The sequence below is a fragment of the Microbacterium sp. LjRoot45 genome (assembly GCF_964253325.1).
In the GTDB taxonomy this organism is placed as follows: Bacteria; Actinomycetota; Actinomycetes; order Actinomycetales; family Microbacteriaceae; genus Microbacterium.
Genome location: NZ_CAXUQM020000001.1, coordinates 232,413 through 252,888 on the forward strand (window position 1 = coordinate 232,413; position 20,476 = coordinate 252,888).

A 20,476-nucleotide genomic window follows, 5' to 3' on the forward strand; every position below is an offset into this window, starting at 1 on the left:
CGTGGAGTCTCCCATCACGGTGGCCGTCGGCGCCGCCACCCATGCGGGGCTGCGACGGCCGGTCAACGAGGATTCCCACCTGGCATCCGCGCCGCTCTTCCTCGTCGCCGACGGCATGGGCGGTCACGACGCGGGAGCGGCGGCGAGTGCCATCGTCGTCGACGAGTTCTCGCGCCTGGCCGGGGCGCCGAGCCTCGGCATCCAGGACGTCCGTGACGCGCTCGACCGCGCCCGCCGCCGGGTGCACGCCCTCGTCGTGGGGCACCGTGCTGCCGGCACGACCCTCAGCGGCGTCGCGATCTCCGACGTGGGCGGCGCGGGCTACTGGCTCACGGTGAACGTCGGCGACTCCCGCACCTACCGCTTCTCGGGCGGCGTGCTCGAGCAGATCAGCGTCGACCACTCCGTCGTGCAGGAACTCATCGACGCGGGCGAGCTCGACGCCGTCGCCGCGGCGAGCGACCGGCGCCGCAACGAGATCACGCGGGCCATCGGTGCCGGCAGCGACGGCGAACCCGACTTCTGGCTCGTCCCGGCCGAACCGGGCGATCGCATGCTCATCTGCTCCGACGGTCTGTCGGGCGAACTCGACAGCGAACGCCTCCGGCGGGTGCTGGCCGAGACGCCCGACCCGCAAGAGGCGGCGACCCGGCTCGTCCACGAGGCGATGGTCCGCGGCGGACGAGACAACATCACGGTCGTGATCGTGGATGCCGTCGGCGTCCGCGGCCACGACGACGTCCCCGTCGACACCGCTCAGGCGGGCGGGCGCGACGAGGTCGACAGCGACACACGTCCCACGCGGGGACGGGCGCACAGCGCGGGAGGAACCGCTCATGACTGAGGTCAGGTACGTGCCGGCGGCGCGCGACGGTTGGCGGGCGGCGGTATCGCCGCGGGCGCTCGCCGTCCTCTCGCCGGCGGTCACCCCGCAGACCGCGGAGGCCGTGTGGCGCCGACTCGACGGGGGAGGCATCGGTGCTCTCGTCGAGGCTCTGACCGGTGCCTTCGGCACGTCGCTGACGGCCATCCCGCCGTTCGCGCTCGTCGTCGTGGAGGACGAAGACGTGCGGATCGCCGTGCGCGGTCCGCTGGATGTCGTCGTGGAGGGCGAAGCGGGAGCGGTCGAGGTGTCGGGGCGCGGTGTCGCGACGTGGGCGGAGCGGCTCGTGTCGCGGCCGGCCCGGGTCACGGTCGTGCCCGACGGTGAGCCGGGGTCGATCGACGAGGCCGAGGCTCTTCCGCTCGCCTCGGGTGTCGTCCCCGTGTCGGGGATCGTGCTCATGCCCCGCGGTGTCGGCGTTGCGGTGGCGGCTGTGCCCGCTCCCGCGGCGGCGACGGTCCTGCCCGTCGCGGCTGCCGCGGCGGAAGAGCCCACGGCTGCGACTCGCGCGTCGGGGCAGGCGAAGACGGATGCCGAGCCCGCGACGCCGGAGCCCGCCACCCCGGAGTCCGCGACGACGCACGGCCCCGATACGACGGGGTCCATCGAAGCCGCGGCGGGCGACACCTGGATCCCCGCGCTCACGCAGGTGCCGCTCGACGAGGTGCCGCTCGACAGGGCGCCGCTCGACGGGGTGCCCCGCACCGACGCTCCTTCCGCACCGGCCGACTCCACACCGGCCGATTCCGCACCTGCTGATCCCGCGCCGGCCGACGACAGCACGATCGCCACTCCCCGCACGGCGGCGGCCGCTGCCGCGGCGCCCGACGCGGGCGGCGCATGGGCGGCCACGGTCGTCCGCGGAGCGGTGCCCGACACGAGCGCCGCGACGGCCGGAGACCACGACGGCGCCACGATCTCCGTGGCGGAAGCCCGGGCGATGCGCGGGCAGAGCGCAGGGAGCCAGGGCGGAACGGGGAGCCAGGGTGGAACGGCATCCCCGTTCGAGCCGGTCGCCGACGTGCCCTCGCGCCGGCCCGCGACCGGGCGCGTGCGACTGTCGTCGGGCCAGGTCGTGGAGCTCGAGCGCCCCGTCGTCATCGGTCGTCGCCCGCGGTCGCCGCGCGCCTCCGGGGCGGAGCTGCCGACGCTCATCGCGGTCGAGAGTCCCGAGGGCGACATCTCCCGCAGCCACGTGGAGATCCGTGCCGAGGGAGAGCACGTGCTCGTGACCGACCTCGCCACCACCAACGGCACCGTGCTCCGCCGCGTCGGCCAAGACCCTGTGCGCCTGCACCCGAGCGAGCCCACGATGGTCGTCACCGGCGACGTGCTCGACCTCGGCGACGGCGTCACCGTGACCTTCGAGGACCTCCCGTGAGCTCCAAGCGCACCCCCGCGCCGCCGCCGCAGCTGCCGGGCTTCACCTTCCTCGACGTGCTCGGCTCCGGCGGCTTCGCCGACGTGTACCTGTTCGAGCAGCACCTTCCGCGCCGGAAGGTCGCCGTCAAGGTCCTGCTGCCGGAGAAGATGGCCGGCGCGTCCACCGAGCAGTTCACCGCCGAGGCGAACGTCATGGCGCTCCTGTCGACGCATCCGGCGATCGTCACGATCTACCAGGCCGGGGTGTCGGACGACCGCCGCCCCTACCTCGCGATGGAGTACTGCCCCAAGCCGAACCTGCAGGTGCGCTCCCGGGCGTCGGCGCTGTCGGTGGCCGAGGCGCTGCGCATCGGCATCCAGGTCGCGGCGGCCGTCGAGACCGCGCACCGGGCCGGCATCCTGCACCGCGACATCAAGCCCGCGAACATCCTCGTCACGGAATACAACCGGCCGGCGCTCACCGACTTCGGCATTGCGACGACAGCCGGCAGCGCCGACCCCTCGTCGGGCATGTCGATTCCGTGGTCACCTCCCGAGTCGTTCGCCGACGTGCCCGAGTTCGGCGTGCGGTCCGACGTCTGGGCGCTCGGGGCCACGGTGTTCACGCTCCTCGCGGGACGCTCGCCGTTCGAGGTGCCCGGAGCCCGCAACGGCGGCGCCGAACTCATCCAGCGGATCGAACGCGACCCGCTGTCCCGGCTCGACCGGGCCGACGCGCCCGAGTCGTTGCAGCTCGTGCTCGAGCGGGCGATGTCGAAGCGTCCCGTCGATCGCTACGACACGGCCGTGGCATTCGCGCGGGCGCTGCAGCGCGTGCAGATCGAGCTCGCGCACGCCGTGACGCCGATCGACATCCTCGACGATGCACCGGATGCCGACGAGGAAGACGACGACGAGGGCGAACTCACGCGGGTCCGCGGCATCGTCAGCATCGACCCGCAGACCTCCCCGGCCGCCGGCCGCACGAGGGAACGCCTCGTCGACGGGGCGCCGCTCCCGAGCACGACCACGTCGTCGGCCGCCGACGAGACCGTCGCCCGCGTCGCCGTGCCCCGCTACGTCGAACCTCGCTACGTCGAGCCCCGCTCGGTCGAGTCGGACGCGGCGCCGACGATCCAGCGACCGTCGGTCCTCTCCGGCACACCGATCTCCGCCCCTCCCGGTGGCCCGTCGATCGTCACCGGTCCGCCCGCCCCCGGCGGTGCACCCGCGGCCGGCTTCCCCGCCGGGTCGGATGCCGTGGCATCCGGGGGTCCGTCGCGTCCTCGCTCGCGCGCGGGACTGTGGATCGGGCTCGCCGCGGGAGTGACGGCCGTCGTGGTGGTGGGTGCCGTCGCGGGCGCCAGCCTGCTCGCGCCTCAGCCGACGCCGTCACCGACCGCGCCGGTCGAGGTCGATCCGCAGGATCCGGTCGACGGATTCGTACCGCCCGTCGCCGATCTCGCCGGCACGGCCAAGGGGTCGGAGGTCGTCTTCACGTGGAGCAACCCCGACCCGGCCGACGGCGACACGTATGTCTGGTACCCGTACACGCTCGACGGCGAAGGTGCTCAGGGCCTCATCGACACGGAGACCGTGACGGTGCCGGTCGACGAGTCGGGGCGGACGTGCATCGCCGTGACGCTGCGGCGCGCCGACGGCGCCACCGGTGCCGAGCAGCGCCACTGCACCCCCTGAGCCGCTCCTTCCGGTGGCTGCGGCGGCCAGTCGCGCAGGCGGAAGGCGGGGTCGGGCCCCGTCTGTGTTCCGCATACAGGGGATTTCGGCCGGATCGACCGTCGTCGGGGCGCTGAGGTGCGGTTTTGCCTGTACGCGGAACGCGCGGAGGGGCGAACCGGCGGCGGCCGCGCCGCGCAGGCGTCGCGTGGGGTCGGGTCCCGTCTGTGTTCCGCATACAGGGGATTTCGGCCGGATCGACCATCGTCGGGGCGCTGAGGTCCGGTTTTGCCTGTACGCGGAACGCGCGGAGGGGCGAACCGGCGGCGGCCGCGCCGCGCAGGCGTCGCGTGGGGTCGGGTCCCGTCTGTGTTCCGCATACAGGGGATTTCGGCCGGATCGACCGTCGCCGGGCCGCTGAGGTGCGGTTTTGCCTGTACGCGGAACGCGCGGAGCAGGTAAGCGGAAGCGGCGGCGGCCGCGCGGAGGGGCGAACCGGCGGCGGCCGCGCCGCGGTGGCGCAGCGCGCGACGGTCAGCCGAGGAGCTCGAACGGGTGCGTCAGGCGCCACCAGGCGTCGGGGAGCGCGATGTCGTCGGAGAGCACCAGATCGGTCGTCGCCGTCTCGGTTCCCGCCGTCCATGTGAGGCTGCCGACCACCTCGCCGGCCCGACCGGTCGACAGCGGCCGCGTCACCATGTCGACCTCGATCGGGGTGTCCGACCAGGTGAAGACGGCCGCGTCGGATGCCATCAGCATCTGCGCCGACGCTCCCCACGCGGTCGCGTACTCCCCGACGGGGGTGCCCTCGCGCGCGACATCGATGTCGTGGAAACCCGACGAGAGCGAGGACACCAGCGCCTCCGCAGTGCTCGCGTTGTGCGCCTGCGATCTGGTGCCCAGCAGGACGCCCGTCACCGTCAGGGGGCGATCGCGACCGATCCCGACCCGCGCGGTGAACAACAGGTTGGCGCCGGACTCGTCGAGCGTGCCGGTCTTCACACCCACGAACGAGACGCCCGCCACGGAGTCGCCCCCGACGAGCGTGTTGGTGTTGGACCCTGTGAACCCCGGGACGTCGAGGGACCGCTGGCCGACGATTTCGGCGATCGCGGGCTCCGCCATCGCGATCTCGGCGAGCGCCATGAGGTCGCGGGGAGTGCTCGTATTGCGCGGGTCGATGCCCGACGGTTCGACCACGCGCGTGTCGTCGAGTCCGTGCCGTTCGAGCCACCGCTCGGTCGCCTCCGCGAACGACCACAGCGAGCCGTGCGCCCACACGGCGGCGGCTTCGGCGTAGTTGCTCGCCGAGACGATGAGCATCATCTGCAGCACGTCGCGCTGCGACATCGTGCTGCCGGGACGCATGCGGGCCACGGTCGCGTTCTGCACGTAGTACTTGTCGTAGAGCTTCTGCACGCCGTGGAACGTCAGTGTGGGGCCAGGGTCGTCGGCGTCTTCGAGCGGGCGGGCGTCGAGCACGACGAGCGCCGTCACCAGCTTGGTGATGCTCGCCATCGGTCGAGGCTCGTCGAGATCGGTCGCCTCCCAGATCCCGCTCGCCTCGGCGGGGAGGAACTCCTCACCGCCCGCGACGCTCACCGCCCAGCCACCGGACCACGGGAGTTCCAGTTCGGCCGCGTCGGGCACGTCGACCGACGGCACCCGAGTGGATGCCAAGGGCAGCGCGATCGGGGTCGACAGCGCCCACACCGTGTAGCCGCCTACCATCGCGACGATCACGAGCGCGGCCACTCCCGCGGCGATCCAGCCATGCCGGCGTCGGCGTCGACGCTCGGGGCGCGCGCCGCCACCGTCGGCCTCGGCGGCGGGCTCGTTCAGCAGCTCCGCGAAGTCGTCGAGTCCGTCGCGCATGTCACTGCCGGCCGTGGCCCAGCACCTTCACGATGACGCCGCGCCGCCGCAGCTCCGTCACGGTGCGGGTCTCTTCGTCGACGTCGCGACCGAGGGCGTGCTTGTCGGCCACCACGACGACGTCGCCGGACTCCAGCCGCCCGAACAGGCGGGTGAGGCGCTCCGACCAGCTTTCGCCGGTCTCGGGCGCAGGATGCCGGAAGCCTTCGATGGGCACACCGAACTGCGCGAGGGCGTCGCGCTGCGCGATGACGCTCGGGAGGTCGTCGCGGGCGACGACGAGACCGACCAGTCGCGAACCCGCGGGGCGGGCGGCCCACCAGTCGGCGCCGGAGATGATGACGGGTACTGCTTCGGTGGTCGCGGGGAGCGACACCGATTCGGCGTAGTCGGCGGGGGCGCGGTCGGCGGTCGTCATCGTCGCTCCTTTCGGCGGATGCTCCATCCTCGCAGACAGGCGGTCGCGGCGGCTGCGGTCGGCGCGGGTCAGTCCCCCTCGCGCAACCGGAGTTCGATGCTGAGCTGGTCGGCGTCGAGCTGCGCGAGCGCGTGGCGGAGGGTACGGGTGCTGAACGCGCCGCCGGAGCTGAGGGCCGTCAGGCGCTCGCGCATGGCGTCGATCATCGCGAGCCGCAGTTCGAGCACGTCGGTCATCACGGCGCTCGTCTCTTCCGACGGTGTCTGCGTGTACCGGATGCCGATCTTGTCGAGGAGGTCGGAGTCGAAGGGGGAGCCGTCGCGCCGGCGCAGCTCGTGGCTCTGGAGCGCGTCGGCGGCGGCGTCCCGCAGCTCTTCGTCGATGCGCGCCTGCTCCCCGGCATCCACGCTGCCGTCGCCGGTCTTCTCCAGCTTCACGAGCCGGACGACCCACGGCAGGGTGAAGCCCTGCAGCATGAGGCTGACGAGCGCGACCACGAACGCGATGTAGACGAGCTCGGGCCGGGTCTCGACGCTCTGCGGGATCGTCTGGGCGGCGGCGAGGGTGACGACGCCCCGCATCCCCGCCCACACGATGATGGTGCCGTGCTTCCACCCGAGCGGTGACGCCTGGTAGTAGTCGAAGTCGGCGAGGGCGCGCGAGACCCGCTCGCGCATCGAGGTGAGCCGCCGCTGCCGCGCCTCGGGCGTCGCGAGTCGTCGAGCCGCCCGCCCGCGCGGGCGACCGCGCCCCCTTCCGGCGGAGGCGGGCGTGTCCGGCCACCCGGACGCCTCGATCTGGTCGAGTCGGGCGTCCATCGCCTCGAACTGCGACCGGTTCATGCGTCGCGCGCGCCCTCGTCCGGCCCACAGCAGGAACGACACGTACGCGGTACGCACGAGGAGCACGATCAGCAGCGCCGCCAGGGCGACCACGGTGGGCAGGGCGATGCCTTCGTGGCGGTTGATCACGTCGGTGACGATCTGCTTCAGCTCGAGGCCCATGATGAGGAAGATCCCGCCCTCGAGCACGAGTTCCACGGTGCGCCAGTTCACCTCGTCGGAGAGCCGCTGCTCGGGGGTGAACCACTTCTGCGCACCCTGCCCGGCGACGATCCCCGCGACGACGGATGCCACGAGCCCCGACCCACCGAGGTGCTCCGTCGGCAGGTATGCCAGGAACGGCACGGTGAATCCGATCGCGGTGCTGGCCGCCGACGTGCCCACCCACGACCGCAGCCGCATCGCGAGCACCCCGATGAGGCCGCCGACGACGACGGCGACGACGACGCCCCATGCGAAGCTGCCGACGGCCGACCCGACCGAGAACGAGCCGGCGGCCACCGCGAGCAGCGCCGTGCGCAGCAGCACGAGCGCCGTCGCGTCGTTGAGGAGGCTCTCGCCCTCGAGCATCGTCGTCACCCGCGGCGAGATGCCGAGGCGCTTCGCGATGCCGGTGGCCACGGCATCCGTGGGGCTGAGGATCGCGCCGAGCGCGACGCCGAGGGCGAAGCCGACGCCGGGGAGCACCATCGAGAAGAACCAGCCGAGCACGAGGGCCGTGACGACGACGAGCACGATCGCGAGCCCCGCGATGGGGGTGAAGTCGCGGCGGAACTCGATCGCGGGAAGCCGCACCGCCGAGGCGTAGAGGAGGGGCGGAAGCACGCCCACGAGGATCCACTCGGGGTCGATCTCGGGCACGTCGACGAACGGCAGAAGCCCCACCGCGAGGCCCAGCGCGACGAGGAGCAGCGCGCCGGCGACACCCAGCTTCTGCGCGAGGGCGGTCACGACGGCGACGGCGACCACGCCGATGAGGACGACGAGCAGCAACTCCACGATCGTGAGACTACCGTCGGGGGTCAGAGCAGGCCGAGCCCCCGCACGGCATCCCGCTCGGCGGCGAGCTCCGCGACCGACGCGTCGAGGAGGCGCCGTCCGCGCGCGTCGAGCTCGAGGCCTTCGACGATGCGGTAGCCCGAGCCGTCGCTCGTGACGGGAAACGACGACACGAGCCCTTCCGGAACGCCGTATTCGCCGTGGGAGACGAGCGCCGCCGACGTCCAGGCGGTGCCGTGTACGGCATCCCTCACGTGGGAGATCGCGGCGTTGGCCGCCGAAGCCGCCGACGACGAGCCACGCACCGCGATGATCTCGGCCCCGCGCTTCGCGACGCGGGGGATGAACTCGCCGTCGAGCCAGGCGGTGGCAGCGTCGAGCCCCCCGAACCGCTCGGCGAGCGCGTCGATGACGGGCCGCCCTCCGACGGTAGCGTGGGCGACGTCGGGGAACTGCGTCGCGGAGTGGTTGCCCCAGATCGTGACGCCGTGGATGTCCGCGACGGATGCCGACAGCGTCGCCGCCAGCTGGCCCACGGCCCGGTCGTGGTCGAGGCGCGTGAGGGCGGCGAAGCGCTCGGAGGGGATGTCGGGGGCGGAGGCCGCGGCGATGAGGGCGTTGGTGTTCGCGGGGTTCCCGACGACGAGCACCTGCACGTCGTCGGCGGCGACGGCGTTCAGCGCCGCCCCCTGGGGTCCGAAGATGCCGGCGTTCGCGGCGAGGAGGTCGCCGCGCTCCATGCCGGCCGTCCGCGGGCGGGCGCCGACGAGGAGGGCCACATTCGCGCCGTCGAAGGCCGTGCGGGGATCGTCGGTGATGTCGACGCCGTGCAGCAGGGGGAAGGCGCCGTCCTGCAGCTCGAGCGCCGTGCCCTCGGCCGCCGCGATCCCCTGCGGGATCTCCAGCAGCTTCAGCCGCACGGGCCGGTCGGGGCCGAGCATCGCGCCCGACGCGATGCGGAAGAGCAGGGCGTAGCCGATCTGCCCGCCCGCTCCGGTGACGGCCACCGTCGTCACTGCGTCTCCGGTGGCCGCGATGTTCCCTGGATTCGTCGAGGGCTCCATGCCCCGAGCCTATGCCCGCGGCGGCGGGGCGCGGGGTACGGTGAACGGCATGACCTTCAACAGCAACGCCCAGGTCGGTCAGACGACCGCTCGACGACGGGGTCGGGGCGCCGTGGTGGCCGGCGGGGCCGGCGTGGCGGGGCTGGGCGGGCTCGCCCTCCTGCTGCTGAGCCTGTTCACGGGCAACGACCTGACGGGACTGCTCGGCGGTCCGGACGGTTCCGCCCAGCCCGGCAGCGAGACGGTCATCGAGGACTGCGACACCGGTGCGGATGCCAACGAGAACGACGACTGTCGCCTCGTGCTCGGGCAGCAGGCGCTCGACTCGTACTGGGAGGGGCAGGTCGAGGGCTACCGCGCTCCGCAGCTCATCATCGTCGACCAGCAGACCTCCACCGCGTGCGGCACGGCGTCGAACGCGACCGGCCCCTTCTACTGCCCGCCGGAGCAGACGATCTACATCGATCCGACGTTCTTCGGCATCCTGCGCGACCAGTACGGCGCTCAGGCGGGGAGCCTCGCGCAGCTGTACGTGCTCGCCCACGAGTACGGTCACCACATCCAGCAGCTCATCGGCGTCTTCGACCAGTACCCCGCCAACGGCTCGGGACCGACGAGCAACGGCGTGCGCACCGAACTGCAGGCCGACTGCTTCGCCGGCGCCTGGGTCGACGCCATGTCGAAGCAGAAGGATGCCAACGGCGTCCCCTACCTGAAGCCCCCGACCGACGCGGAGCTCCGCGACGCCCTGAACGCCGCCGCCACGGTCGGCGACGACCACATCCAGGAGCAGTCCACGGGGCGCGTGAACCCCGAGAGCTGGACCCACGGGTCGAGCGAGCAGCGCCAGCGCTGGTTCACGCGCGGCTACCAGGAGGGCCCCGAGCAGTGCGACACGTTCTCGGGGAACGACCTGTGAGCACGCCGCTGGCGGAGCAGTCGGCGGGCCACTCCGGCCCCGCGCACCTCGACGGCATCCTGTACCCTCCGATCGAGCCCTTCGAGACGGGGGAGCTGCTCGTCGGCGACGGGCAGCGCGTGTACTGGGAGCAGTCCGGCAACCCCGACGGCAAGCCGGTCGTGTTCCTCCACGGCGGACCGGGCGCGGGCACCTCGCCCTGGCACCGCCGCTTCTTCGACCCGGAGCGCTACCGCATCATCCTGTTCGATCAGCGTGGCTGCGGTCGCAGCACCCCGCACGCCAGCGCCCCCGACGCCGACCTGCGCTTCAACACGACGTGGCACCTCGTCGCCGACATCGAGCTCCTGCGCCGCAACCTCGGCATCGACAAGTGGCAGGTCTTCGGCGGTTCGTGGGGGAGCGCGCTCGCGCTCGCGTACGCGGAGTCGTACCCGGATGCCGTCAGCGAACTCGTGCTGCGCGGGATCTTCACGTTGCGCCGTCACGAGCTCGAGTGGTTCTACGAGGGCGGTGCCTCCGCGCTGTTCCCCGACCTGTGGGAGGCGTTCCTCGCGCCGATCCCGGTGCTGGAGCGCTCGCGCATGATCGAGGCGTACCACCGCCGGCTCACCGACCCCGATCCGGCCGTCCACCGGCCCGCCGGTGTCGCGTGGACGACGTGGGAGGCCTCGACGCTGACCCTGCATCCCGATCCCGACCTCGTGGCGTCGATGGCGGCGCCCGATGCGGCGGTCGCCTTCGCCCGCATCGAGAACCACTACTTCGTGCACGCCGGGTGGTTCCGCGAGGGACAGCTGATCGAGGATGCCGGGCGCCTCCGCCACATCCCGGCGGTCATCGTGCAGGGCCGCTACGACGTCTGCACGCCCGTCATGACGGCGTGGGACCTGCACCGCGCATGGCCGGAGGCGGACCTGGTGATCGTGCCGGACGCGTCGCATTCGGCATCCGAACCGGGCATCGCCGCCGCCCTCCGCGCCGCGACCGACCGCTTCGCCGCCGCCCCCGTCGACTGACCCCCTCGGTCGTTGAGCGAGCGCAGCCTCGGTCGTTGAGCGAGCGGAGCGAGACGAAACGGCGTTCCGCAGGGGGTGCGGCGTTTCGTCTCGTCGCTGCGCTCCTCGCTCAACGGCCGGTGGGCGGGTTGGCATCCGCTAGACTGGACCTACTTGCAGCGCCGATCGTGGCGCTTCTCGCGTCGTAGAACGCTTCCCTCGCCGCCGGTCCTCGACCGAAGTCGGCTGACATTCTTCGTACGGCGAACCCGTCACCGCATCCGCAGACGGGCCACCGACCGGGCCTCCGCTGTCCACTCGACACGCGCGCCCAGAAAAGCCTCATGACTGACACTTCTTTCCGCACGCTCGGCGTGCCCGCCCCCCTGCTCGATGTTCTCGCCGCCGACGGCAAGACCGAGGCGTTCCCCATCCAGGTCGACACGCTCCCCGACACGCTCGCCGGCCGCGACGTGCTCGGCCGCGGCAAGACCGGCTCGGGCAAGACCCTCGCCTTCTCCATCCCGATGGTCGCCCGCCTCGGCGGTGCGCTGGCCGGCGGCGCTCGACGCCAGGGCCGCATCCTCGGCCTCGTGCTCGCGCCGACCCGCGAGCTCGCCACCCAGATCAACGCGACGCTCGAGCCGCTGGCCCGCGCCTACGGCCTCAAGACGACCACCATCTTCGGCGGCGTCAACCAGAGCCGGCAGGTCGCCGCGCTGCAGGCCGGTGTCGATATCGTCGTGGCGTGCCCGGGCCGTCTCGAAGACCTCCTGCAGCAGCGCCACCTGACGCTCGACGCCGTCGAGATCACCGTCATCGACGAGGCCGACCACATGGCCGACCTCGGCTTCCTGCCGTCGGTCACCCGCATCCTCGACAAGACGCCGCGCGACGGTCAGCGTCTGCTGTTCAGCGCCACGCTCGACAACGGCGTGGACAAGCTCGTCAAGCGCTTCCTCCAGAACGAGGTGCTCCACTCCGTCGACGAGGCCCACTCGCCGGTGGCCGCCATGACCCACCACGTCTTCCACGTGGAGGGCACGGATGCCAAGAAGGAGCTCGTCCGCACCCTCGCGTCGGGCACGGGCCGCCGCATCCTCTTCATGCGCACGAAGCACCACGCGAAGAAGCTCGCTCAGCAGCTGACGGCGCAGGGCATCCCCGCAGTCGACCTGCACGGCAATCTCTCGCAGCCGCAGCGCGACCGCAACCTCGCGGCGTTCTCGTCGGGTGCCGCGAAGGTGCTCGTCGCGACCGACGTCGCCGCCCGCGGTGTGCACGTCGACGACGTCGAGCTCGTGATCCACGTCGACCCGCCCATGGAGCACAAGGCGTACCTGCACCGCTCCGGTCGCACGGCGCGTGCCGGTGCCGAGGGCTCCGTCGTGACGCTCGTCCTCCCGGGCCAGGAGAAGGACGTCAAGGACCTCCTCCGCAAGGCCGCGATCACCGCGACACCCGTGCGCGTGACGGCCGAGTCGGCCGAGGTCACCGCGCTCGTGGGCGAGGTCGCGGCGTACGTCGCGCCCGCTCCGAAGGCCGAGCAGCAGCGCGGCGGTGGCCGCAGCCAGGGCGCGAACGCGCAGCGCAAGCGCGCCGCGCGCGAGGGTCAGCCCGGTGCGGGGCGCGGCGAGGGCCAGTCCCGCGGCGGCCAGGAGCGCGGTGCCGGTCAGGGTCGCACCCGCCGGGATCGCTCCGGCCGTCCGGCGCAGACCTCCGACCGCGCGGCGCACACCGACCGCTCGGCGCGCCAGGGCGAGCGCAGCCACGGCGCGGCCCGCCCGGGCGCGCAGCCCGCGGCATCCGGCAACGCCCGCACGACGGGCCGTCGCGCGAGCCAGCAGGGCAGCAAGCTGACGGTCGGCTCGGTCGTGCGTCAGAACGGTGCCGGCCGCCGCAGCGGTCGCTGACCGCCTCGCGGGCGCGGCGTTTCGTCTCGCTGCGCTCGCTCAACGTCCGGCGGGGCGCTGCGCTCGCTCAACGTCCGGTGGGGCGCTGCGCTCGCTCAACGTCCGGTGCGGGGGCGGGGCGCGGCGTTCGCCCGCGCCGATGTGCGGGTGCGCCCGCGCAACACCCGCAGGTCGCCGCCGGTGAACCGTCGCCGCGGTGAAGTCCCCGGTCGTTGAGCGACGAGCGCAGCGAGGAGACGAAACGGCGTCGCCCGCCGGCTCAGGCGCGGAACGCCTGCAGGAGCACGAGGGCGAGCTTGGCGAGGTTGCCGTCGATGCGGAACCGCGTGAATCCTTCGCTGACGGCCGCGCCGGTGCGCGAGGTCACGAACCACGGCGGCTTCGGCAGCACCGACAGTCCCGCACCGCGCCCGCGGCCTCGCAGCGACCACGCCGACGACACCGAGCGGGGAAACGGGCGGAACGGCCCGCGGACGACCGTCCGTTCCACACGGTCGAGCAGGAACGCGTTGTGGACGATGCCGATGCCGCTCGGGGCGTCGTCGAGCGTGCCGCCCGGGAACGCGCCCCACGTGGCCGTCGGGGTGAGGAACCCGAACGCGGTCCACGCGTTGATCGCGACGGTGCCGTAGCGCAGCGCGGCCATCGCCCGTTCGAATCCGCCGGCGAGGGCGCGCTGCGTCTCGGGGGCGATGACGACGTTCGCGCCGAGCGTCCCCACGAGCCGGTCGTTCGCGTACGCGACGGCCGCGTCGACGAAGCGCTGCCCCATGCCCGGCAGCGAGACGACGCCCAGCACGGGCGCGAAGTACTCGGTGGACTCCAGTGCCGTCGCGTCGTCGCCGCTGGTCTCTATCAGCGCGCGCGTGCCGTCGCCGCACCACGCGGCATCCGGGTACGCCTCCCGCGCGGCATCGAGCTTGCCGTCGCTGTGCGGGTACCAGACGGGACGGCGAGGTGCGCGGTCGTAGGCCGTGCGCAACTCCTGAAGGAACGCGTCGCGCTGCGGCCAGTCAGCGCTCAGGAGCACGACCTGGCCCGCGATGCAGTTGTGTCCGGAGTTGTGCAGCCGCATGGTCACGACGTGCTCCGCCTGGAAGCGCAGGTCGGCATCCGACCACTCGCCGGGGACCACGATGATCGGCGACACCCCGCCGAGCTCCGCCGTGATCGGCACGCTCAGTCCCGGCACGATGGCGCGGAAGGTCGCGTCGGAGCCCGTGACGTGCACGTGGTCGATCGACGGATGCCGGGTGAGATACGCCCCGACATCGCCGCCGCCGCGCACGATCCGCAGGAACCCGGGCTCGATGAGCGGGGCGAGCGCACGCTCGAAGACGGGCACGAGAGCATCCTGCGTCGGGTTCACCTTCAGCACGACCGCGCGGTTCGACGACATCAGTTCGTACAGCACGTCGAGGAAAGGGATCGAGCTGACGTTGCCGGCACCGAGCACGAGCCCGACCCCGCCGGAGTGCGTCGGGTCGAGCTGGGCGAGCCCTGCCGTCCGCCGCGCCTCGCTCGCCGTGACGCCCGGCTCGAGCCACACCTCCGTGGAGTAGCCCGACAGCAGCAGACGGTCGATCGCCGTGAGCGGTGACGTGTGCACGACGACGCGGTCGCCGGGAGCCCGTCCGAGGGTCGTGGTCGACAGCGGGCTGTCTCCGCGGGCGAGGGCGCCGAGGGTGTCGGCGTAGGCGTCGAGGGCGACGAGTGCGGCGTACGGCCCCGACAGCCACTCCTCACCGCGGAGAGGATGCGACGCGGCGAGGCCCTTCGAGGTGGATGCCACGTCGGCCCACTCCTCGGCGACCGCGGCGACCGCGGCGCGGACACGCTGGATGACGGTGCGGCGCTGGCCCAGCGTCAGCAGAGACCAGGTGCGCGCCCCCGACGTCACGGCGTCGATCGCACTGTCGAGCTCGGCGCGGACGTCCGATGACGGACCGGCATCCGCGGCGGCTCTGCGGGCGGGTGACTTCTTCGGGGGCGTGGTCACAGCGCTCTCCTTCGGGCCGGATCCCCAGCATACGTCCGCGACACCGCGTCTCAGGAATGCCGACCCTCGATGTCGCCGCGACGCAGGCCGTACCGCCCGAGTGTCAGGAGGCTCGCGATCACGAGGGCGGCCGGCGCGACGCTGAAGCTCAGCACGATCCCGGCGACAGCGCTCGCCGGCTGGGTGACCTCGACGCCCGCCGTGCGCTCCAGGTAGCCGGTGGATGCCAGGACCACCGCCAGCGCCGTCGCCCCCAGGGCGAACCCCGTCGTCTCGCCCGCCGTCCAGACACCGCCGAACGCGCCCGCTCGCCCGGGTCCGTGACGAGCCGCATCGTGAGCGATCACGTCGGGGAGCATCGCCATCGGCAGCGACTGCATCCCTGCGTAGGCGATCCCGGCGACCGCGACCGACGCATAGAGCCACTCGCCAGGAGCCCACAGCGCCCCCGCCGTCGACAGCGCCGCGATCGCGAAGACGGCGCTCGCGCAGGCGAAGGCCCGCTCCTTGCCGATACGCCGCGCGGCGACGCCCCACGCGGGGGCCGCCAGCAGCGCCGGGGCGATGAGCGCGACGAACAGCAGCGTGACGGCATCCTCAGACCTCAACACCCAGGTCGCCAGGTACTGCGCCCCGGCGAGCATGAGGCCCGTCGCGAGGGCCTGCAGGACGAACGTGGCGAGCAGCGCGCGGAAGGGACGACTCCGCCGCAGCGTCTCGGCCGCAGCCCGGAAGTTGTCGCGCACCCCGCCGCCCGGCGTGGAGGCGTCGGCGCCCACCGGTCGGTGCGGTTCTTCGCCGACGCTGACGGCGAGGAGCTCCGCGGCTTCGGCGGCGCTCGTTCCGGCGGCGGCCATCGCCGAACGGGAGCGGGCCGAGCGGGAGACCACCGTCGTCGCGACGAGCATCCCGGCCCCGATCACGACGCCCGCCACGATGCCCATCACGAGGTAGCCGCTCGTCGGGTCGCCCGTGACGCGCCGAAGCACGGGACCCCCGGCTCCGAACAGGAGGATCGCGATCGTCAGCACGACCACCCGCCAGGTGAGGAGGCGGGTGCGGGCGTCGTACCCGTCGGTCAGCTCGGCGGGGAGGGCGATGTAGGGCACTTGGAAGAGGCTGAAGGCGGTCGCGGTCGCGACGAACGCGATCAGCACCCACACCGCGCCGACGGCGGCCGGCATCCCCGGGGGGACGGCGAAAGTGAGCGCGAACAGCACCGGGATCGCGACCGCGCCGAGCAGCATGAGCCGGCGGCGGCTTCCGTGCCGCGCGAGGTCGCGGTCGCTCCACGCGCCGACGACCGGGTCGATGAGGACGTCCCACACTTTGGCGACCGTGACGATGACGCCCGCCAGCAGCGCCGTGACCCCGAGGCTGTCGGTGAGGTAGTAGGTCAGCACGAGGCCCGGGAGCGTCGCGAAGCCGCCCGTGCCGATCGATCCGATGGCGTACCGCGCGATCGTGCCGCGCGTCAGGACGGGGGATGCCGGGGGAGCCGCGTCGCTCATGCGGCTCAGCCTAGGGGGCAGCGCCGTCGCGGCGTGCCGCGTACAGGCTGAATCGACCCGATCGCTCGCCCGCGGGCCGCTGGGGCCTGATTTCCCCTGTACGCGGCACGCGTCAGGCCGGGAGGGGTGGTTGACTGGCCGTGTGGGCCTCGAGAGATGTCAGCCGGAGGATGTCGACGCGGTGACGGCATTCCTCCGCCAAGCCGACCTCACGCTGAGCGGACTGGACGACCCGCACGTGCGCCTGTGGATCGAGCGCGACGAGGCGTCCGACATCGTCGGCACCACCGGGTACGAGCTGAGCGCCGATGGCCGGCACGCGCTCATCCGCAGTGTCGCCGTGGGCCCGTCGCAGCGTTCGCAGGGCCGGGGGAGCGCCCTCGCTCGGTGTGCGTTGGACAGGGCCGTGGACGAGGGCGCGCAGCGGGCATGGCTGTTCAGCCGCCGGTCCGGCCCGTTCTGGCAGAGCCTCGGCTTCGAGCCCGCCGACCGCGACGCCCTGGCGGCGGCTCTGGCCGGAACGCACCAGGTGCGGCTGTTCCGCCGAACCGGGCAGCTGGCGCGCGAGGTCGCGTGGTCGCGCGCGCTGGGCGTCGGGTGAAACGGGGTCGCGTCGCCGCGGCGTACCGCGTACAGGCTGAATCGACCCGATCGATCGCCCGCGGGGCGCTGGGGCCTGATTTCCCCTGTATGCGGCACGCGCGAAGCTGCGAAGGACCAACCCGGGCGAGCGACGAAACCCCGCCGGGCCGGGCTCGGCCTCAGTGGGCGGAGGGGCCGCCGGCGGACGCGGCCACGTCATCCAGCGCGGCGGCCACGGCGGCCATGCCGGCCGTGACCTCGGCGAACGACGTCGACAGCGGTGACAGGCCCACGCGGAGACCGCCGGGATCGCGGTAGTCCGGGAGTACGTCCTGCTGCCACAGCCGCGCGGTCACCTCCCGCATGGCCGGATGCGAGAACGTCACATGGCCGCCGCGGGCTGCGGCATCCCGCGGGGAGGCGAGGGTCACGCCGCGCGGGGCGAGGAGGGCGTCGCCGAGGCGGACGGTGAAGTCGGTGAGTGCGATCGACTTCTCCCTCACCGCGTCGATGCCCGCGTCGCGGATCATGTCGAGCGTGTCGCGCATCGCGAGCATGCCGAGGATGGGCGGCGTGCCCGAGAGGAACCGGCGCATGCCCTCGGCCGGCCGGAAGGTCGGCCCCATGGTGAACACGTCGGCCGCGCCCATCCATCCGCTGATCGGAGGTACGAGCGACGCCTGATGCCGACGGGCGACGTACGCGAATGCCGGTGAGCCGGGCCCGCCGTTGAGGTATTTGTAGGTGCATCCGACGGCGAGGTCGACGTCCCAGGCGTCGAGCGCGATCGGCACCGAGCCCGCGGAGTGGCAGAGGTCCCAGACGACGAGCGCCCCCGCGGCGTGCGCGACCTCGGTGAGCGCGGCCGCATCGGCGAGATGGCCCGACCGGTAGGCGACGTGCGAGAGCACGACGACGGCGGTGCGCGGGCCGACGGCATCCCGCAGGAGGTCGACGGTCACACCCGAGCGGAGGTCGACGTCGATCCACCGCACGGTACCGCCGCACTCCTTCGCGATCCCCTCGACGATGTACCGATCGGTGGGGAAGTTGTCGCGGTCGACGACGAGCTCGACCCGGGCCGGGTCCGCCGCGCGCTGGGCGTCGAAGGCCGCGCGCACCAGCTTGTAGAGCAGCACGGTCGTCGAGTCGGCCACGACCGTCTGACCCGCCGCCGCACCCAGTGTGACCGTGCCGATCTCGTCGCCGACGTCGAACGGCAGCGCCATCCACGACTCGTCCCATCCGCGGATGAGGCGCCCGCCCCACTCGTCGGTCACGAACGACGTCAGCCGGTCGACCGTCGCGCGCGGAGGGCGACCGAGCGAGTTGCCGTCGAAGTAGACGAGCGAAGACTCGGATGCCACGAACCGCTCGCGGAGCCCCCGCAGCGGGTCGACGGCATCGCGACGCGCCGCCTCGTCGAAGAAGGCATCAGCGGTCGATTCGGTCGCGGGAGCGGTCACGGCGCCAGCCTAGGGCGAAGAGTCCCTCGCGCACCGCGCGCTCCAGCACCCGGGGCCGCAGCACCCGCCGTCAGATGAGCGCGAGCTCGCGGAGTTTGGCGGCGACGTCGTCGTTGGACGGCTCGACGTGGTGCGTCGCGTCGGGGTAGACCACGACGGGGATGTTGGTGCGGCCGGAGATCTCCCGCGCCACGTCGGCGGCGTCGGGCTCCGCCTCCAGGTCGACGTAGGTGTACGGAACACCGAGCTCGTCGAGTTGCGCCTTCGTGCGACGGCAATCGCGGCACCAGTCGGCGCCGAACATCGTGATGGTCGAGGGGGACGTCGTCATGAGTCCATTCTCGCCGCTCTCCGGCGCGGTGGACGCGTGCGCGAACGTTCAGGCGGACATGCGACGATAGACGGCACCGCTCCGGCATCTCGCCGGTGGCATCCGCCCTGCCCGATACACCAGCACGACCACGGGGGAACGTCATCGACCTGTCGATCATCGTGCCGACCTACAACGAAGCACCGAACGTTGCAGAGCTCGTCCGTCGCGTCAGCGCCGCGGTCTCCGGCGTCGACGCGGAGATCGTGTTCGTCGACGACAGCACCGACGACACCCCCGACGTGATCCGGGAGGTGGCCGCGGCATCCGCTCTTCCCGTGCGGCTGCTGCATCGCACGGCGCGCGCGGGCGGCCTCGGGGGCGCCGTGATCGAGGGGATGCGCATCGCCGCGTCCGACCTGTGCCTCGTGATGGACGGCGACCTGCAGCACCCGCCCGAGAAGATCCCCGAAATGCTCGCACGCCACGCCGAAGGTGACGTCGATGTCGTCGTCGCCTCGCGTTACGCCGGCGGTGGCACGTCGCACGGCCTCGCCGACCGCACCCGTGTGATGGTCTCGAAGGTCTCCACGGCGATCACGAAGTCGATGTTCCCCGTGCGGCTGCGCGACGTCACCGATCCGATGACCGGCTTCTTCCTCGTCGATCGCCGCACTGTCGACCTCGATGGTCTGCGCCCGCGCGGCTTCAAGATCCTGCTCGAGATCCTCGTGCGACGTTCGTTCCGCATCGCCGAGGTGCCCTTCGATTTCGCCGACCGTCACGCGGGCGAGTCGAAGGCATCCGTCCGGCAGGGCGTGCACTTCCTCACCCAGCTCGCGGCGCTGCGGTTCGGCAAGATGTCGCTCTTCGCCGTGATCGGCGGACTGGGCGCGGTCGCCAACGTCGCCATCGTGTGGGCGCTCACGCAGCTCGGCGTCGACTACATCGTGGCCGCGATCATCGCGGCAGAGGCAACCATCATCGGCAACTTCCTGCTGATCGAGCGGTTCGTGTTCTCCGACATGCGCGGGCAGGCCTCGGGGGTGTGGTCGCGGTTCGCGAAGTCGTTCGCGTTCAACAACGCCGAAGCGGTCATCCGCATCCCCATCGTCGCGTTGATGGTCGAGACCGGGCACGTCTCCGTGGTCGTCGCCACGGCAGTCACCCTCGTCGTCGCCTTCGTGGTGCGCTTCGTCTTCCACTCGCTCGTCGTCTACGCGCCGCGCAAGAGCGAGCGCACACCGATGCGCGCAGCGATGGAGCAGCTCGACGAGCAGGCCATGCAGCCCGGAGAGCTCTGATCAGGATGCCGTGGCGTCGGTCGCGGCGACCGCACGCTTGACCCGCAGCGACCGTCCGGAGATCGAGGTGACGCGGAAGACCGCGGCCTCCAGCGGAGTGTCGACGTCGAGCGGATGGATCGAGACCTCGATCTCCTTGCCGTCGAGCAGGAAGATCCCGCGGTGCGGCTCGAACGTCACGACCGAGTAGGTGCGCGCACGGCCTCGGCGCGGATCGGTGTCGCCGGCGCCCGCGAGCGCCGCGCGCAGTGCCGCGTCGTCGCCGACGGCGTCGGCGGCGCGCCGACTCACCGGAAGGAGGGCGATGACCTGCCCGATGAAGAGTTCTTCACCGGGCAGGTCTGTGGCCATCAT

The 20,476-nt window shown here is 72.5% G+C and carries 17 protein-coding genes; 8 read left to right on the forward strand and 9 right to left on the reverse strand.

Annotated elements, in window-relative coordinates:
- Position 1: 1 nt before the first annotated feature.
- Genes ACSQ18_RS01020 through ACSQ18_RS01030 form a run of 3 tightly spaced genes read left to right on the forward strand, consistent with a single transcriptional unit; the run spans position 2 to position 3,943 of the window.
- Positions 2 to 844 carry a PP2C family protein-serine/threonine phosphatase gene (locus ACSQ18_RS01020; protein WP_436035216.1) on the forward strand — a complete coding sequence of 281 codons (843 nt, stop codon included), beginning with the start codon at positions 2 to 4 and terminating at the stop codon, positions 842 to 844.
- Positions 837 to 2,264, forward strand: coding sequence for an FHA domain-containing protein (locus ACSQ18_RS01025; RefSeq protein WP_436035217.1), 1,428 nt, complete (start codon positions 837 to 839; stop codon positions 2,262 to 2,264). The genes ACSQ18_RS01020 and ACSQ18_RS01025 overlap by 8 nt, the downstream gene beginning before the upstream one ends.
- Positions 2,261 to 3,943: a serine/threonine-protein kinase gene (locus tag ACSQ18_RS01030; RefSeq protein ID WP_436035218.1), complete on the forward strand. Its 1,683-nt coding sequence runs from the start codon at positions 2,261 to 2,263 to the stop codon at positions 3,941 to 3,943. The genes ACSQ18_RS01025 and ACSQ18_RS01030 overlap by 4 nt, the downstream gene beginning before the upstream one ends.
- A gap of 513 nt (positions 3,944 to 4,456) precedes the next feature.
- On the opposite strand, the gene ACSQ18_RS01035 is transcribed toward ACSQ18_RS01030, so the two are convergent.
- From ACSQ18_RS01035 to ACSQ18_RS01050, 4 genes are all read right to left on the reverse strand, one after another.
- Positions 4,457 to 5,797: a D-alanyl-D-alanine carboxypeptidase family protein gene (locus tag ACSQ18_RS01035; protein WP_436035219.1), complete on the reverse strand. Its 1,341-nt coding sequence runs from the start codon at positions 5,795 to 5,797 to the stop codon at positions 4,457 to 4,459.
- 1 nt (position 5,798) lies between these two features.
- On the reverse strand, positions 5,799 to 6,215 hold the full coding sequence (locus tag ACSQ18_RS01040) for a recombinase family protein (protein ID WP_144806913.1): 417 nt from the start codon (positions 6,213 to 6,215) through the stop codon (positions 5,799 to 5,801).
- Between the two features lie 68 nt (positions 6,216 to 6,283).
- Positions 6,284 to 8,056, reverse strand: coding sequence for a cation:proton antiporter (locus tag ACSQ18_RS01045; RefSeq protein ID WP_436035220.1), 1,773 nt, complete (start codon positions 8,054 to 8,056; stop codon positions 6,284 to 6,286).
- A 23-nt stretch (positions 8,057 to 8,079) separates the two neighbouring features.
- Complete coding sequence (locus ACSQ18_RS01050; protein ID WP_436035221.1) at positions 8,080 to 9,120, reverse strand: malate dehydrogenase; 1,041 nt, start codon at positions 9,118 to 9,120, stop codon at positions 8,080 to 8,082.
- 49 nt (positions 9,121 to 9,169) lie between these two features.
- Here ACSQ18_RS01050 and ypfJ point away from each other — a divergent pair, with 49 nt between their 5' ends.
- The 3 genes from ypfJ to ACSQ18_RS01065 all read left to right on the forward strand — a co-directional run bounded on the left by ypfJ (position 9,170) and on the right by ACSQ18_RS01065 (position 12,950).
- Complete coding sequence (gene ypfJ / locus ACSQ18_RS01055; protein WP_436035222.1) at positions 9,170 to 10,039, forward strand: KPN_02809 family neutral zinc metallopeptidase; 870 nt, start codon at positions 9,170 to 9,172, stop codon at positions 10,037 to 10,039.
- 8 nt (positions 10,040 to 10,047) lie between these two features.
- Positions 10,048 to 11,058, forward strand: coding sequence for a prolyl aminopeptidase (pip, locus tag ACSQ18_RS01060; RefSeq protein WP_436038372.1), 1,011 nt, complete (start codon positions 10,048 to 10,050; stop codon positions 11,056 to 11,058).
- Between the two features lie 323 nt (positions 11,059 to 11,381).
- Positions 11,382 to 12,950 carry a DEAD/DEAH box helicase gene (locus tag ACSQ18_RS01065; protein ID WP_436035223.1) on the forward strand — a complete coding sequence of 523 codons (1,569 nt, stop codon included), beginning with the start codon at positions 11,382 to 11,384 and terminating at the stop codon, positions 12,948 to 12,950.
- Between the two features lie 259 nt (positions 12,951 to 13,209).
- On the opposite strand, the gene ACSQ18_RS01070 is transcribed toward ACSQ18_RS01065, so the two are convergent.
- Together ACSQ18_RS01070 and ACSQ18_RS01075 are read right to left on the reverse strand one after the other, a co-directional pair.
- Positions 13,210 to 14,949 carry an aldehyde dehydrogenase family protein gene (locus tag ACSQ18_RS01070; RefSeq protein WP_436035224.1) on the reverse strand — a complete coding sequence of 580 codons (1,740 nt, stop codon included), beginning with the start codon at positions 14,947 to 14,949 and terminating at the stop codon, positions 13,210 to 13,212.
- 50 nt (positions 14,950 to 14,999) lie between these two features.
- Complete coding sequence (locus tag ACSQ18_RS01075) at positions 15,000 to 16,460, reverse strand: MFS transporter (RefSeq protein WP_436035225.1); 1,461 nt, start codon at positions 16,458 to 16,460, stop codon at positions 15,000 to 15,002.
- A gap of 181 nt (positions 16,461 to 16,641) precedes the next feature.
- Between ACSQ18_RS01075 and ACSQ18_RS01080 the strand changes: the two genes are divergently transcribed.
- Positions 16,642 to 17,061 carry a GNAT family N-acetyltransferase gene (locus tag ACSQ18_RS01080; protein ID WP_436035226.1) on the forward strand — a complete coding sequence of 140 codons (420 nt, stop codon included), beginning with the start codon at positions 16,642 to 16,644 and terminating at the stop codon, positions 17,059 to 17,061.
- Between the two features lie 160 nt (positions 17,062 to 17,221).
- Here the strand turns inward: ACSQ18_RS01080 and ACSQ18_RS01085 are convergent, their stop codons facing one another.
- Together ACSQ18_RS01085 and ACSQ18_RS01090 are read right to left on the reverse strand one after the other, a co-directional pair.
- Positions 17,222 to 18,508, reverse strand: coding sequence for a kynureninase (locus tag ACSQ18_RS01085; protein WP_436035227.1), 1,287 nt, complete (start codon positions 18,506 to 18,508; stop codon positions 17,222 to 17,224).
- Positions 18,509 to 18,578: 70 nt separating this feature from the next.
- Positions 18,579 to 18,839 carry a glutaredoxin family protein gene (locus ACSQ18_RS01090; protein WP_144806922.1) on the reverse strand — a complete coding sequence of 87 codons (261 nt, stop codon included), beginning with the start codon at positions 18,837 to 18,839 and terminating at the stop codon, positions 18,579 to 18,581.
- Positions 18,840 to 18,982: 143 nt separating this feature from the next.
- Between ACSQ18_RS01090 and ACSQ18_RS01095 the strand changes: the two genes are divergently transcribed.
- On the forward strand, positions 18,983 to 20,122 hold the full coding sequence (locus ACSQ18_RS01095; RefSeq protein ID WP_436038373.1) for a polyprenol monophosphomannose synthase: 1,140 nt from the start codon (positions 18,983 to 18,985) through the stop codon (positions 20,120 to 20,122).
- Here ACSQ18_RS01095 and ACSQ18_RS01100 read toward each other — a convergent pair whose 3' ends face one another.
- On the reverse strand, positions 20,123 to 20,476 hold the full coding sequence (locus tag ACSQ18_RS01100) for a hypothetical protein (RefSeq protein WP_144806923.1): 354 nt from the start codon (positions 20,474 to 20,476) through the stop codon (positions 20,123 to 20,125).

What these genes read in the sequence shown, in the direction of transcription:
- ACSQ18_RS01090 (WP_144806922.1), bottom strand. Translation starts at nt 18,839, where the DNA reads ATGACGACGTCCCCCTCGACCATCACGATGTTCGGCGCCGACTGGTGC.
- ACSQ18_RS01100 (WP_144806923.1), bottom strand. Translation starts at nt 20,476, where the DNA reads ATGATGGCCACAGACCTGCCCGGTGAAGAACTCTTCATCGGGCAGGTC.
- ACSQ18_RS01050 (WP_436035221.1), bottom strand. Translation starts at nt 9,120, where the DNA reads ATGGAGCCCTCGACGAATCCAGGGAACATCGCGGCCACCGGAGACGCA.
- ACSQ18_RS01035 (WP_436035219.1), bottom strand. Translation starts at nt 5,797, where the DNA reads ATGCGCGACGGACTCGACGACTTCGCGGAGCTGCTGAACGAGCCCGCC.
- ACSQ18_RS01075 (WP_436035225.1), bottom strand. Translation starts at nt 16,460, where the DNA reads ATGAGCGACGCGGCTCCCCCGGCATCCCCCGTCCTGACGCGCGGCACG.
- ACSQ18_RS01040 (WP_144806913.1), bottom strand. Translation starts at nt 6,215, where the DNA reads ATGACGACCGCCGACCGCGCCCCCGCCGACTACGCCGAATCGGTGTCG.
- ypfJ (WP_436035222.1), top strand. Translation starts at nt 9,170, where the DNA reads ATGACCTTCAACAGCAACGCCCAGGTCGGTCAGACGACCGCTCGACGA.
- ACSQ18_RS01065 (WP_436035223.1), top strand. Translation starts at nt 11,382, where the DNA reads ATGACTGACACTTCTTTCCGCACGCTCGGCGTGCCCGCCCCCCTGCTC.
- ACSQ18_RS01025 (WP_436035217.1), top strand. Translation starts at nt 837, where the DNA reads ATGACTGAGGTCAGGTACGTGCCGGCGGCGCGCGACGGTTGGCGGGCG.